15 protein-coding genes are annotated in these 13,465 nt (G+C 75.5%); 11 read left to right on the top strand and 4 right to left on the bottom strand.

Annotated elements, in window-relative coordinates; all coding sequences use genetic code 11:
• Window positions 1–60: 60 nt before the first annotated feature.
• The 4 genes from CAE01nite_RS07095 to CAE01nite_RS07080 all read left to right on the top strand — a co-directional run bounded on the left by CAE01nite_RS07095 (window position 61) and on the right by CAE01nite_RS07080 (window position 5,488).
• Window positions 61–2,934 (top strand): bifunctional acetate--CoA ligase family protein/GNAT family N-acetyltransferase, encoded by a 2,874-nt coding sequence (locus CAE01nite_RS07095; RefSeq protein ID WP_146902070.1) that lies wholly within the window; start codon window positions 61–63, stop codon window positions 2,932–2,934.
• 118 nt (window positions 2,935–3,052) lie between these two features.
• Window positions 3,053–3,628 carry a DUF5998 family protein gene (locus tag CAE01nite_RS07090; RefSeq protein ID WP_146902067.1) on the top strand — a complete coding sequence of 192 codons (576 nt, stop codon included), beginning with the start codon at window positions 3,053–3,055 and terminating at the stop codon, window positions 3,626–3,628.
• Window positions 3,625–4,830, top strand: a complete 1,206-nt coding sequence (locus CAE01nite_RS07085; RefSeq protein ID WP_146902064.1) for an alkaline phosphatase family protein — start codon at window positions 3,625–3,627, stop codon at window positions 4,828–4,830. The genes CAE01nite_RS07090 and CAE01nite_RS07085 overlap by 4 nt, the downstream gene beginning before the upstream one ends.
• Window positions 4,831–4,840: 10 nt before the next feature.
• A complete protein-coding gene (locus tag CAE01nite_RS07080) occupies window positions 4,841–5,488 on the top strand; it encodes a thymidine kinase (protein ID WP_146902061.1) in 648 nt (215 codons plus the stop codon).
• A 42-nt stretch (window positions 5,489–5,530) separates the two neighbouring features.
• On the opposite strand, the gene sepH is transcribed toward CAE01nite_RS07080, so the two are convergent.
• Window positions 5,531–6,649 (bottom strand): septation protein SepH, encoded by a 1,119-nt coding sequence (gene sepH, locus CAE01nite_RS07075; protein WP_146902059.1) that lies wholly within the window; start codon window positions 6,647–6,649, stop codon window positions 5,531–5,533.
• A 141-nt stretch (window positions 6,650–6,790) separates the two neighbouring features.
• Between sepH and CAE01nite_RS07070 the strand changes: the two genes are divergently transcribed.
• From CAE01nite_RS07070 to CAE01nite_RS07060, 3 genes are all read left to right on the top strand, one after another.
• Window positions 6,791–7,456 carry a trimeric intracellular cation channel family protein gene (locus CAE01nite_RS07070; protein WP_146902056.1) on the top strand — a complete coding sequence of 222 codons (666 nt, stop codon included), beginning with the start codon at window positions 6,791–6,793 and terminating at the stop codon, window positions 7,454–7,456.
• Window positions 7,453–8,322: an inositol monophosphatase family protein gene (locus CAE01nite_RS07065; protein ID WP_246131058.1), complete on the top strand. Its 870-nt coding sequence runs from the start codon at window positions 7,453–7,455 to the stop codon at window positions 8,320–8,322. Before CAE01nite_RS07070 ends, CAE01nite_RS07065 begins: the two co-directional genes overlap by 4 nt.
• Before the next feature lie 196 nt (window positions 8,323–8,518).
• Window positions 8,519–8,818: a DUF4193 domain-containing protein gene (locus CAE01nite_RS07060; RefSeq protein WP_146902053.1), complete on the top strand. Its 300-nt coding sequence runs from the start codon at window positions 8,519–8,521 to the stop codon at window positions 8,816–8,818.
• Window positions 8,819–8,926: 108 nt separating this feature from the next.
• Here the strand turns inward: CAE01nite_RS07060 and CAE01nite_RS07055 are convergent, their stop codons facing one another.
• A complete protein-coding gene (locus CAE01nite_RS07055) occupies window positions 8,927–9,415 on the bottom strand; it encodes a DUF3093 domain-containing protein (protein WP_146902051.1) in 489 nt (162 codons plus the stop codon).
• Window positions 9,416–9,565: 150 nt separating this feature from the next.
• On the opposite strand from CAE01nite_RS07055, the gene dut reads away from it, so the two are divergent.
• The 4 genes from dut (at window position 9,566) to CAE01nite_RS07035 (ending at window position 12,134) form a co-directional block, all read left to right on the top strand.
• Entirely contained in the window at window positions 9,566–10,033 is a 468-nt protein-coding gene (gene dut, locus CAE01nite_RS07050) for a dUTP diphosphatase (protein ID WP_281285568.1), read from the top strand.
• A 102-nt stretch (window positions 10,034–10,135) separates the two neighbouring features.
• Window positions 10,136–10,939 (top strand): DUF3710 domain-containing protein, encoded by an 804-nt coding sequence (locus CAE01nite_RS07045; RefSeq protein WP_371862890.1) that lies wholly within the window; start codon window positions 10,136–10,138, stop codon window positions 10,937–10,939.
• A 12-nt stretch (window positions 10,940–10,951) separates the two neighbouring features.
• Window positions 10,952–11,326, top strand: a complete 375-nt coding sequence (locus CAE01nite_RS07040) for an OB-fold nucleic acid binding domain-containing protein (RefSeq protein WP_146902045.1) — start codon at window positions 10,952–10,954, stop codon at window positions 11,324–11,326.
• A 148-nt stretch (window positions 11,327–11,474) separates the two neighbouring features.
• Complete coding sequence (locus CAE01nite_RS07035) at window positions 11,475–12,134, top strand: DUF3159 domain-containing protein (protein ID WP_246131057.1); 660 nt, start codon at window positions 11,475–11,477, stop codon at window positions 12,132–12,134.
• Here CAE01nite_RS07035 and CAE01nite_RS07030 read toward each other — a convergent pair.
• Together CAE01nite_RS07030 and CAE01nite_RS07025 are read right to left on the bottom strand one after the other, a co-directional pair.
• Window positions 12,067–12,741: a potassium channel family protein gene (locus tag CAE01nite_RS07030; protein WP_146902042.1), complete on the bottom strand. Its 675-nt coding sequence runs from the start codon at window positions 12,739–12,741 to the stop codon at window positions 12,067–12,069. The genes CAE01nite_RS07035 and CAE01nite_RS07030 overlap by 68 nt on opposite strands.
• Window positions 12,741–13,388 carry a potassium channel family protein gene (locus CAE01nite_RS07025; RefSeq protein WP_146902618.1) on the bottom strand — a complete coding sequence of 216 codons (648 nt, stop codon included), beginning with the start codon at window positions 13,386–13,388 and terminating at the stop codon, window positions 12,741–12,743. Before CAE01nite_RS07025 ends, CAE01nite_RS07030 begins: the two co-directional genes overlap by 1 nt.
• Between the last annotated feature and the right edge of the window lie 77 nt (window positions 13,389–13,465).

The following is a 13,465-nucleotide window of genomic DNA, read 5'->3' as shown; positions in this document are numbered from 1 at the left end:
GACGCGCCGCCACGCCCGCCCCACCGGGCGAGGCCCTGGCCACCCTCTAGCCTGTGGCACATGGCTGGACCGACCGATCCGCGCCCCGAGCCCGCCCCGTACCCCGAGGGCTGGGAGGCCGACGTCGTCCTGCGCGACGGCGGCACCGCGCACATCCGGCCGATCACCCCGGCGGACGCGCCCGCCCTGCAGGCGTTCCACGTCGCCCAGTCCGAGCACTCCATCTACCTGCGGTTCTTCGCGGCGCTGGAGCGGCTCCCCGACCGCGACCTGGCCCGGTTCACCCAGGTCGACCACGTCGACCGGGTCGCGCTGATCGCCGTGCAGAGCGCGCACGCCGAGCACCTCGACCCCGGGTCGGCCGAGCCCGGTGAGCCTCGCGAGCCCGAGGAGGCCGGCCGGCCCGGTCGGCTCGACACCGCGGACCCCGGCGAGCCGGCCGAGGTGATCATCGGCGTCGCCCGCTACGACCGGATCACCGCGGACGAGGCCGAGGTCGCGTTCAACGTGTCCGACGCCCACAGCGGCCGTGGGCTCGGCTCGGTCCTGCTGGAGCACCTGGCCGCCGCGGCGCGCGAGGTCGGGGTGCGCCGGTTCACCGCCGACGTCCTGCCGCAGAACGGGCGGATGATCGCGGTGTTCCGGGAGGCCGGGTACGAGGTCCGGCAGACCGTGGACGACGGCGTGGTGACCGTGGTCTTCGACATCGACCCCACCGACCGGTCGCTGGCGGTCACCGCCGACCGCGAGCACCGCGCGGAGGCGCGCAGCATGCAGCGGCTGCTGGGCGCCCGCTCCGTGCTCCTCGTCGGCGCCGCACGCGCCCCGGAGGACTCCGCGCTGGACCTGGTGGTCAAGCGCGCGTTCGCGAGCCTGTCGCGCAGCGGGACCCGCGAGCTGCACGTCGTGGGCCTGCCGGAGACGCACGGCCACGGGCACCTGCCGCTGCAGGAGTGGTGGTCCCAGCCGGGCAGCGCGCCCGGGGAGCCCACGCTGGTGGAGCGGTGGGAGCGCCTGGCCGACGTGCCACGCACGATCGAGCTCGCGGTGGTGGCCCTGCCGCCGCGGGACGTCGTCTCGGTCGTGCGCCGCCTCGGGCCGCTCGGCGTGCGCAGCGTAATCGTGCTGTCGACCGGCTTCGCCGAGACGGGGGAGGGCGGCCTGGTGCTGCAGCGTGAGCTGGTCCGTGCCGCCCACTCCGCCGGGATGCGTCTGGTGGGGCCCGCGTCGTACGGGCTGTTCGACGCGGCGGCCCAGCCGCCGTTCAACGCGTCCCTGACCGAGGAGCTGCCACCGCCGGGCTCGCTGGGCCTGTTCTGCCAGTCGGCGCCGATGTCGGTGCCGATCCTCGCGTCCGTGGCGAACCGGCGCCTGGGCGTGTCGTCGTTCGTGTCGGCCGGCCACCGGGCGGACGTGTCCGGCAACGACCTCATGCAGTTCTGGGAGGAGGACCCGGCGACCGAGGTCGTCGGGCTCTTCCTGGAGTCGATCGGCAACCCGCGCAAGTTCTCCCGGATCGCGCGGCGGCTGGCGACGGCCAAGCCGGTCGTGGTCGTCACGGCGGGCAAGTCCGGCCAGGTCGTGCCGCCGGGGCACGCCGTGCGGGCCACCCGCTCGCCCCGCCGGACCCTGGAGGAGGTCTTCCGCCAGTCCGGCGTCGTCCGCGCCGCCAACACCCACGAGATGCTCGACGTCGCCCAGCTGTTCGCCAGCCAGCCGCTGCCCGCCGGGCGCCGGGTCGGGATCATCGCCGGCGCGTCGTCGATGGCGGCGCTGGTCGCCGAGGCCGCTGCGGCGGCCCAGCTGGACCACCGCGGCCGCGTCGTGTGGTTCGGCGACGACACGCCCGAGGAGGACCTGCGGGCGTCGGTCCGGGACCTGTACCGCGGTGGGGAGTGCGACGCCGTCGTCGTGGTGCACGTCCCCACGGTGGGCACCGCCTCGCCGCGCGTGGTCCGTGCGGTCGCCGACGCCGCCGCGGGCTCGGCGGTCACGACGGTCGCGTGCGTGCTGGGGCTGCACGGGATCACCGACGCCCTCACGGCCACCGACGACGAGGGCCGCCGGTGGACGGTGCCCGCGTACTCGACGCCGGAAGGTGCGGTGACCGCGCTCGGCGCCGTCGTCCGGTACGCGACCTGGCGGTCCACCGACCGGGGCCGCCCGGTGACCCCGGCGGGCATCGACCGCAACCGCGCCCGCCGCCTCATCCAGGGGCACCTGGCCGCCGCCGTGAGCGGCAACGGGCCGGTCCGGCTGCTGCCCGCCGACGCCGCGGAGCTGCTCGGCTGCTACGGCGTGCGGCTGTGGCCGTCGCGGACGGTGGCGGGGCCCGACGAGGCGGTCGCGGCCGCACAGGAGCTCGGCTGGCCCGTCGCGGTCAAGAGCACCGCGTCCCGGCTGCGCCACCGCGCCGACCTCGGCGGGGTGCGGCTGGACATCGACGGCCCCGACGAGCTGCGCAGCGACATCGCGCAGCTGCAGGAGCGGGCGGCGCACCTGGGCGCGCCGTACGCGCCGCTGGAGGTGCAGCGGATGGCCCCGTCCGGGGTGGCGTGCGTCGTCCGGACGACCGAGGACCCGCTGTTCGGCCCGGTCGTGTCCTTCGGCCTGGCCGGGGACGCCACGGAGCTGCTCGGCGACATCGGCTACGGAATCCCGCCGCTGACCGACGTCGACATCGCCGAGATGGTCCGCTCCGTGCGGGCGGCACCGCGGCTGTTCGGCTACCGCGGACTGCCGCCGGCCGACATCGACGCGCTCGAGGACGTCATCGCCCGGCTCTCGGTGATGGCGTCCGACCACGCCGAGCTGCGCGTCCTCGAGCTGCACCCGGTCGTGGTCGCCGAGCACGGCGCCGCCGTGCTCTCCGCGCGCATCGACCTCGCGTCGGCCCGGCGCACGGACACCTCGCGGCGGTCGCTGCCCACCTGACGGGCGCTGCCGACGGCCCGACCCGCGCCGGCCGCCCCCAGGGCACCTCACCCGCCCGCCGCACACCGGCCCGGCGTCCGGGTGCTCGCGCCCGCGCCGGTGGTGGAAGGATGCTCGGGTGACCGGAGCAACCACCGACCTGCAAGCCGACCTCCACCGCGCCGGGTACTACCCGGAGCTCGTCGCCGACGTCCTGGACGTCGCGCTCGCGGACGAGGCGGTCGTCGCTCATCTCGTGCACCCGGAGACGACGTTCGACGCGAGCGAGGTCCGTCGTCACGTGACGGTCCTGGTCCTGACGCCCACCCGCCTCGTGGTCGCCCACGTGGACGACCACCCGGCCGACAGCGACCACCCGGCGACGAGCGCGTCCGCCACGACCGAGTCCGTGCCGCTGTCCGAGCTGCGGTCCGTCGCGCTGACCCACGTGATCGACAACCCCGAGCGGCACACCGCCGGCACCGTCGCGGCGGAGCTGACCCTGGCGGTCGGGTGGGGTGCCGTCTCGCGCATCGACCTGGAGCCGGCCACCTGCCCCGACCCCACCTGCGACGCGGACCACGGCCTGACCGGCACGATGACCCCCGACGACATCGTCGTGCGGATCAGCTCGAGCGCCGAGGGGCCCGGTGCGGTGCGTGCGGCGGCGGACTTCGCCCGCCGGCTCTCGGCCGCCAGCGCACGCACCCGATGAGCGGCGCGCTCACCGGGAGCAGCGTCCTGCCGGGGTTCGCCGAGGCCGGGTTCGTCGCGCCACGGTACGAGGGCGAGACGCTGGGTTCGGTCCTGCCGGCCCTGGCCGACGTCCTGGGCGTGCCCGCGGCCGGCGGCGACGAGGCACGGTCGGCCGGTGCCCGGGCCACGCTCGGCCTGCCGACGGCGGACCGCGTGTGCCTGGTGCTGGTGGACGGGCTCGGGCTGGAGAACCTGGCGGAGCGCTCGGGGCACGCGCCGTTCCTGCGGTCGCTGCTGCCCGGGGGGCGCCGCCTGGTCACCGGGTACCCCTCGACGACCGCGGCGTCCCTGGGCCTGCTCGGCACGGGCGCCGGACCCGGCCGCACCGGCATGGTCGGCTACTCCGCCCGGAACCCGGCGACCGGCGCGCTGGCCAACCTCGTCTCGTGGACCGACGCGGGCCCCGCCCGGGACTGGCAGCGCGAGCCCACGCTGCTCGAGTCCATCCAGGCCGCCGGCGTCGAGGTGACCTCGGTCGGTCCGGCGCGCTTCGCCGGCTCCGGCCTGACCGAGGCCGTGCTGCGCGGCGGGTCCTACATGGGCGCCGAGAGCCTGGCGGACCGCGTGGACGCGACCGTGTACTCCCTCATGGCACCCGGCCTGGTGTACCTCTACTGGGGCGACGTCGACAAGATCGGCCACCACCACGGGTGGGGCTCGTGGCAGTGGGGCGAGGCGGTGACCGAGCTCGACCACGAGCTCGCGCGGCTGGCCCGCAGCCTGCCGCCGCGCACCCTGCTGGCCGTCACCGCCGACCACGGCATGGTCGACGTCGACCGGTCCAGCCGCTGGGACGTCGCCACCACCCCGGCGCTCGCGCAGGAGGTCGAGCTCGTGGCGGGAGAGCCCCGCGCCGTGCACGTGCACACGCGGTCGGCGGCGCCCGAGGCGGTGGACGCGGTCGCCGCGCGCTGGCGCGACACCCTCGGCCCGGCCGCCGTCGTCGCCACGAGGGACGAGGCCGTCGCGGCCGGGTGGTTCGGTCCGGTGGCCGACCACGTGCGGCCGGTGATCGGGGACGTCGTCGTCGCGGCGACCGGGCGGAGCACGATCGTCGACTCCCGCACGCAGAGCGCCGCCTCGCTGGAGCTCCTCGGGGTGCACGGGTCCTTCACGTCGCGGGAGATGGTCGTGCCGCTGCTGACCCAGCAGGGCCGGTAGGGCCGCTCCCATGGCCGAGCTGGTGTTCTTCTCCGGGACCATGGACTGCGGCAAGTCGACCCTGGCGCTGCAGATGGACCACAACCACGCGGCACGCGGCCGCAGCGGGGTCATCTTCACCCGGGACGACCGCGCCGGCAGCGACGTGCTGTCCTCACGGCTCGGGCTGCAGACCCGGGCGCACGAGGTGCTGGACACGACGGACTTCTGGGCCGAGGTGGTCGACCGTCGCATGCACGGCGACCGCGTCGACTACCTCATCTGCGACGAGGCGCAGTTCTACACCCCGGCACAGGTCGAGCAGCTCGCGCGCCTGGTCGACGAGATGGGTGTCGACGTCTTCGCGTTCGGCATCACCGCCGACTTCCGCACCCGGCTCTTCCCGGGCTCCCAGCGGCTGGTCGAGCTCGCCGACCGGGTCGAGGTCCTGCAGGTGCAGGCGCTGTGCTGGTGCGGCGCCCGGGCGACGCACAACGCCCGCACCGTGGACGGGATCATGGTGGTCGAGGGGGCGCAGGTCGTGCTGGGGGACACCGTCCCGCACGACGACGACGTGGCCTACGAGGTGCTGTGCCGCCGCCACCACATGCGCCGGATGACGGCGACCGCGGCCCGGGCGGCGTCGCCGTCCCCGGACACCCTGCCGCTCGGCGACTGAGCTGCCGCCCGGCGGCGGAGGCGCCGCCCGGCGACCGAGCCGCTACTCCGGCTTCGCCCCGAAGACGATCTCGTCCCAGCTCGGGACGCTCGCCCGGCCGCGACGGATGCGCGGGCGCTCGGCCAGCGGCGGCGGCGTGTCGTCGTCCGGCACGGGCTCGTCCGGCTCCAGCGCGACCGGCGTCTCGGCGCGCAGCCGCCGGGGTCCGGGTCGGGCGAGCACCCGGGTGTCGGTCGCGGACGCCGGGTCGGAGTGCGCCGGGTGCGCCGCCGGCGGCTCGTCCACGGCCGTGAGGTCGGCGGCCGCGCCGACGTCAGCAGGGGAGAGGTCGGTCGAGCCGAAGTCGAACGTGTGCTGCGGCCCGAAGCCCTCGAACGTCTCGCCGTCGTCCTCCTCGAGCTGCTGACGGATCCCCCGCTTGGTGCTCAGGTCGTCCAGCAGCGCGGCGGTCGCCTCGGCGGGGTCCGGCTCGGGCTCGGCCTCCAGCACGTACCCGTCGTCCAGCGGGGTCAGCGGGCGCACGGCCCCGTCGGCCTGCACGTCGAAGACGACGTCGCGGACGGCGGCCAGGTGCCGGCGGGGGATCGGCTCGTCGGCGAGCTCGGTCTCCGAGAGCCAGCGCGCCTCGTCCTCGAGCGCCGTCACGGCGCGGGTCTGCAGGTTGAACGTCCACAGCGCCTCGCGCTGCTCGTCGTTGACGAGGAACCGCACGACCACGGTCCACGGCGACTGCCCGTCGCGGAACGCGTCCCACTGGATCGAGCCGAGCGGGACGCCCCGCGCGGCGAGCCGGTCGGTGACCAGGTCGCCCAGGACGGGCGCACCGGCGTCGCGGCCCACCCGCGTGCCGCGGGCCTGGCCGGCGATGTGCTCGCGCTCGGCGAGCACCGGACCCTCGTAGCGCCGGACGTGCTCGACGGGGATGTCGGCGCTCTCCGCCACGGTCTGGGCCGACTGCCCCGACCGGATGCGGGCCTGGATCTCCCGTGGCGCGAGCGTGCCGTACCGCTCCGCCCGCAGCTGCTCCAGCTTGGGCCGGTCGCGGCGTACGGCGGCGCGCAACGGCTCGTCGATGCGCAGACGGAACCTCTGCCCGTCCGGGCCCACCAGGACCAGGTGCTCCCCGTCCTCGTGCAGACCTGCCAGCTCTAGCTCTCCCATGCGTCCTCCCGGTACCTCACGACGAGGGTGCCACCCTCCGGGCCCGATCCGTGACATCTCGTCCGGTGCGCCGCCCTCGGCGGGGCACGGGCGGCGCGGGCGGGCACCCGGGCACGGCGGTGCGGCTGGGAGGATCGCCCGGTGACCCCCGCCTTCCCCATCGAGCCGTCCTTCGAGCTCCTGGCCGTGTTCATCGGGGCGCTCTCCGGGGGCCTGGCCGCCGTGCGCAAGCAGTTCGACGTCTTCGGCGTGCTCGTGCTGGCGTGGGCGACGGGGCTGGGCGGCGGCGTGCTGCGTGACGTGCTGATCGGCGCGACGCCGCCGGTCGGCGTCGCGGACTGGCGGCTGCTCGCCGCGGCCTGCCTGGGTGGGGTCGTGATGTACCTGTTCCACCCGCGCCTGGAGCGCGCCCGCCGGATGATCGCCGTGCTCGACGCCGGCGCCCTGGCGCTGTTCACCGTCGCCGGGACCATCAAGGGGGCCGAGCTCGGTGCCGGGCCGGTGGCGGCGGTGTGCGTCGGGCTGCTGACCGGCGTCGGCGGCGGCGTGCTGCGCGACCTGCTCACCGGTGAGGTGCCCGCGGTGCTGCACCAGCGCGAGCTCTACGCGGTGCCGGCGCTCGCGGGCGCCGGCCTCACCTCGGTGCTCTGGTCCACGCAGACCCTGTCGCTGGCGTCCGGGGTCGTGGCCGTCGCACTCGTCTTCGGCCTGCGCATCGTGGCGCTGCGGTTCCGCATCCAGGCGCCCGGGCCGTGGAACGGCGTCACCTGGGGCCGGGGGCGCGGCTCGGGCAGGATGGAGCCGTGACCTCCCCGACGCCCGACCTCTCGCCCGACACGACCGCGGGCCTGCCCGACGCGGCGGCCACGGCCGCCCTGGTCGACCTCGCCGCATTCCTGGCCCGCGCCGCGGGGCAGCTCGTGCGCGAGGGCCGGCCGGACCGGGTCGACGTCGCCGCGACCAAGTCGAGCCCCGTCGACGTCGTCACCGAGCGCGACCTCGCGGCCGAGGCGCTGCTGCGCTCCCTGATCGCCCGGCACCGTCCCGACGACGCGATCCTCGGCGAGGAGGAGGGCCACTCCGGCGGCACGTCCGGCCTGACGTGGGTGCTGGACCCGATCGACGGCACGGTGAACTACCTCTACGGCATCCCGGCGTACGCGGTCTCGGTCGCGGTGGTGGCCGGGGGGCGGGTGCCGGAGGAGTGGACGGCCGTCGCCGGAGCGGTGCACTCGGTGCCCGAGGGGCGCACCTGGACGGCCGGACGGGGACAGGGTGCGTTCGTGGACGGCCGCCCGCTGCACGTGGCGGCGGCCCGGCCGCTGGCGCAGTCCCTCGTCGGGACCGGGTTCGCCTACACCAACCCGCGGCGGGCCGAGCAGGGCCGGCTCGTCGCCGAGCTGCTGCCGCTCATCCGGGACATCCGTCGCATCGGGTCCGCGGCGCTGGACCTGTGCTCGGTCGCGACCGGCACCCTGGACCTGTACTACGAGCGCGGGCTCAAGCCCTGGGACGTCGCTGCGGGCGCCCTCGTCGCCGCCGAGGCGGGCGCCGTGGTCACCGGACTGCACGGGGCCCCCGCCGGTGAGGCGATGACCGTCGCCGGCCCCACCGGGAGCGTCGAGCAGCTCGTCGCGTTCCTCGAGGAGCACGGCGCGGCGTCCGGCGCCTGAGGACCTCCGGCGACCGCGGCGACCTGCGCGCGAGGGGTCGGCCTCCACGATCGACGCCCTGCGCAGCAGTCCGTGCGGCCGCGCGGAAAATGCGGCACAATCCGCAGCGCCCAGGGGGGAACAAACCGGTGCGCCCATGCATTGAGTCCGTACCTCATCACGCACGAACGAACCGACACGGAGTGTGACCGCACAGATGGCAACCGACTACGACGCCCCGCGCAAGACCGAGGAGGACCTCAGCGAGGACTCCCTGGAGGAGCTCAAGGCGCGCCGCTCTGACAAGAGCTCGGGGGTCGTGGACGAGGACGAGACCGAAGCCGCCGAAGGGTTCGAGCTCCCGGGAGCCGACCTCTCGGGCGAGGAGCTGTCCGTCCGCGTCCTTCCCCGTCAGGCAGACGAGTTCACGTGCTCGAGCTGCTTCCTGGTCCACCACCGCAGCCAGCTGGCCTTCGAGAAGAACGGTCAGCCGGTCTGCACCGAGTGCGCCGCCTGACCCTGCTCGCCCCGCGGGGCTGAGCACCGGGCAGGACGCAACAGCGCCGGGCACCACGAGCGCCGGGCACCACGACGCCACCGCAGCGTGACGGCCGGTCGCGCGGGACTACCCGTCCTGCGCGGCCGGCCGTCGTCGTCCCGCCACCAGTGCGGCGGCCAGCCGGTCGGGGTGGCGGGTCGACACCACCCAGTACGGGGTCGGGTCGGCCGGGTCCAGGACGGGAACCCGGACCGCGGTGCGGGCCCAGGCCCGCAGGCACAGGTGGGCGCGGGCGTCCAGCCGCGGGCCCAGCTCGGCGCGCGTCGCGGCGGCGTCCAGAGCGACCGGGTCGCCGAGGAGGTCCAGCGGGATGTGCGCCGCCCCCGCGACGAGCTCGCCGCCGGCCACCCGGACGCGGGTCGCGGCCGCGGACGCCGCCGCGAGCCCGACCGCGAGGGCGAGCACCCCCGCCACCACGGCCGCCGTCCGGCCCACGGGGTACAGCGAGATCGCGGCGACGAGGGCGAGACCCACCACGCACAGCCAGCCCGTCGGCCCGAACCACAGGCGCTCGGCGTAGGCGGCGGGCACGGAGGTGCGGGTGCTGTCGACCATGACCCCAGCATCCCAGGTGCTCGCGGACGGATGTGCCGGTGCCCGACGGACGTGACGGTGCCCGACGGACGTGCCGCAGCCCCGACGGACGTGCGGGTGCCCCGCCGCGTCGTGCCGCCGTCCGGACGGTGCGGACTACAGTGCTGCGTCGTGCCACCCGACGCCCCGCTCGAGGTCCTCCTGGTCATGCTCGACGACGAGCTCCCCGAGCCCTCGTACGCCCATCCGGGCGACGCCGGCGCCGACCTGGTCAGCCGGGTGGACGTGGTGCTGCCGCCGCAGGGCCGCGCCACGGTCCCGACCGGGGTCGCGATCGCCTTGCCGGACGGCTACGCAGCCTTCGTCCACCCCCGCTCGGGGCTGGCGAGCCGGCACGGGCTGACCGTCGTCAACGCACCAGGCACCGTGGACGCCGGCTACCGCGGCGAGATCCAGGTCACGCTCCTCAACACCGACGCGCACGAGCCGATCAGCCTGCGACGCGGGGACCGCATCGCCCAGCTGGTCGTCCAGCGGGTGGAGCGTGCGCGGTTCCTGCGTGCCGAGCGGCTGCCCGGCTCGCACCGCGGTGAGGGTGGCTTCGGGTCCAGCGGTGGGTGGAATGCGGTGGGCGGGTAGGACGCTCCACCGGAGGGCGATTAGTGTCGACATGGCGGTACCTGCGCAGGCGTGCCCGTCCCGGGCGGTCCGCGGGTCCGTGCGAGCTGAAGGAGAGCACCCGTGGGTCTGTTCCGACGTGGCGGGAACGTCCGCGACACGGACGAGGTGACGGGCGCCGCCGCGGTCACCCCCGCTGACGACGCCGTCGCCCCGGTCGAGCCGGCCGGTGACGACGCGGCGACCGCCGACGACGCCGTGACGGGCGACGAGGCCGACGTCGCCGGGACGACGCCGCCCCGCCCCGCCCCGGGCGGGCCCTGGGACGTGTCGGAGGTCGACGGGCTCGGGCGGCGGGTCGACCTGGGCGCCATCTGGCTGCCCGGCGTGCCCGGCATGGAGCTGCGCATGGAGATCGACAAGTCGAGCAACCAGGTGACCGGCGTGGGCGTCAGCCTGGCCGGCTCGGCGCTGCAGGTGCAGGCGTTCGCCGCCCCGCGCACCGACGGCATCTGGGACGAGATCCGCGGCGAGATCGCGGAGTCCGTGACCAAGCAGGGCGGCGCGGTCGACGAGGTGCCCGGGCCGTTCGGGCGCGAGCTGCTCGCCCGGCTGCCCGTGCGCACCCCCGAGGGACGCACCGGGCACCGCCCGGCACGCTTCATCGGCCACGACGGTCCCCGCTGGTTCCTGCGTGGGGTGCTGACGGGCGCCGCGGCCGTGGACCCGGCGCAGGCGACCACCCTGGAGACGCTGTTCGCCGACATCGTCGTGGTCCGCGGCACCGAGGCCCGGGCGCCCCGCGACCTGCTCGCGCTGCGCCTGCCGGGCCAGATGAGGCCCCCCGCCCCGGCGCCCGCGGCCGCCCCGGCCGCACCCGACTTCGACCCCCTCACACGGGGCCCCGAGATCACCGAGATCCGATAGGGACGATGGGTCATGAGCAAGCTGGACGTGAAGGGCGCACTGCACCGTGCGTTCGCCTCGCAGGAGGAGCTCGAGGCTGACGAGGAGCGGACCGAGGCGATCCGCTACGGCTGCACCCCGGTGTCGGACCTGCCGGAGCGGCGCCGCGCGACCGTGCACGGCGTCATCCGGTCCGTGACGCTGCGCCCTCGCCAGGGGGTCCCGGCCCTGGAGGCCGAGGTCTACGACGGCACGGGGTCCCTGGACGTCGTGTGGCTGGGCCGCCGGGAGATCAGCGGGATCGAGCCGGGACGGCGTGGCTCCTTCGAGGGCCTGGTCTGCGGCGTCGACGGCCGCCGCACGCTGTACAACCCGCGCTACGAGCTGCTTCCCCGACCGGGTGAGTGAGCGCGTGGAGGGTCCGCTGAGCGAGCCCGCGGCGGACGGGCGTCCCGCGCGGGGCACCCTCCCGGGGACCACCCCGGACGCGGCGCCCGCACCGGGCACCACGCCGGGTTCCACGCCAGGCACCTCGCCGGTCCAGACGCCGGTCCCTGTGCCGGTCGCGACGACGCGCGGCGTCGGGTCGCTGCTCGGCGACGACTTCTCCGTCGCCGACGCGGTCGGCGGCGTGCGCGGCATGGTCGAGTCGGTCGCGCCCGGGGTGGTGTTCGTCGCGGTGTACGTGGCCACGTCCGCGCTGACCCCGGCGCTGATCGCGGCGGTCGCCGTCACGCTGGCCGCCGTCGTCGCCCGGCTCGTCCAGCGCACGCCGGTCACGCAGGCCCTGGCCGGTGTGGTCGGCGTCGGCATCGGCGTGTTCTGGGCGTGGCGGTCCGGGGACGCGCAGGACTACTTCGCCTACGGGCTGCTGACGAACGTCGCCTACGGCGTCGCGTGCCTGGTGTCCGTCGTCGTCGGCTGGCCGCTGGTGGGGCTCGTGGTCGGCATGCTGCGCGGAGAGGGCACCGCGTGGCGACGCGACCGCGTCCAGCGCCGCCGCTACACCTGGGCGACCTGGGTGTGGGTCGCGATGTTCGCCCTGCGGCTGCTGGTCCAGGTGCCGCTCTACCTCGGTGCCTCCGTCGGCTGGCTCGGCACGGCCCGCCTGGTGATGGGTGTGCCGCTGTGGGCCCTGACCCTGTGGGTCACCTGGTTGCTGGTCCGGACCCCAGGATCTTCTCCAGCTCCGTCTCGTCCGCCAGCCGCCCCGTGACGAACATGAGCTCGTCGCGCTCCTCGAGCGTGTCGTCCGCGCTGGGGGCGATCGGCTGGTCCCCCCGCACGATGCAGGCCAGCACGGTGTCCTGCGGCCACTCGACCTGACCGACCCGGGCCCCCGCGAGCGGGGACCCCACCGGCAGGGTGAGCTCGAGGATGTCCGCGCCGGACTGGTGGAACGTGAAGATCCGCACGAGGTCGCCGACGGCGACGGCCTCCTCGACCATCGCGGTCATGATCCGCGGGGTGGAGACGGCGACGTCGACGCCCCACGCCTCGTCGAACATCCACTCGTTCTTGGGGTTGTTGACCCGGGCCACCGTGCGCGGCACGCCGTACTCGGTCTTGGAGAGCAGCGAGATGACGAGGTTCGCCTTGTCGTCCCCGGTGGCCGCGACCACCACGTCGCACTCGTCCACCTTCGCCTCGGTGAGGGTGGGCAGCTCGCAGGCGTCGGCCAGCAGCCACTCGGCGTCGGCCACCTGGGCCACGCGCATGGCGCTCGGCTGACGGTCGATGATCGTGACCTCGTGGCCGTGCCCCAGCAGCTCGCGGGCGATCGACCGGCCGACGGAGCCGGCACCGGCGATGACGACGCGCATCAGGAGACCTCCGGGGCCCGGGTGAGGATCCGCTCGACCGTCGCGGTGTCGGCGGCGCGGACGAGCACGTGCAGGACGTCGTTCTCCTGCAGCACGCCGTCCGGTGAGGGCAGCACGCCGTCGCCGTAGCGCTGCAGGTAGGCCACGCGGGCTCCGCTGGCGGTCTCCAGCGCGCGCAGCGGGCGGCCGACCCAGCCCGGGTGCACGTCCGCCTGCACGAGACGGATCTGCCCGGAGGCGTCGCGGTACTCGTCGGTCGCGCCCATGGGCAGCATGCGCCGCAGCACCTGGTCGGCGGTCCAGCGCACCGTGGCGACGGTCGGGATCCCCAGGCGCTGGTAGATCTCGGCGCGGTGCGGGTCGTAGATGCGGGCGACCACGTTGGCGACCCCGAAGGTCTCCCGCACGACGCGCGCGGCGAGGATGTTCGAGTTGTCCCCGTCGGACACCGCCGCGAACGCGTAGGCGTCCTCGATGCCCGCCTGGCCGAGGGTGTCCCGGTCGAAGCCCAGGCCGGTCACCTTCTTGCCGGAGAAGTCCGCGTCCAGCCGGCGGAAGGCGTCGGGGTTCTGGTCGATCACGGCGACCGAGTGGCCGCTCCCCTCGAGCGACACGGCGAGCGTGGCGCCCACCCGGCCGCAGCCCATGATGACGAAGTGCACAGCCGTGAACGCTACCTCCTCGCCGCTGCGCCGCTCCCGCACCGCTGCGGACTGCCTAGCAT

Source organism: Cellulomonas aerilata (assembly GCF_007991755.1).
GTDB lineage: Bacteria > Actinomycetota > Actinomycetes > Actinomycetales > Cellulomonadaceae > Pengzhenrongella > Pengzhenrongella aerilata.
The sequence above is the reverse complement of the archived record's forward strand: the minus strand, read 5'-3'. Positions and strand labels throughout refer to the sequence as shown.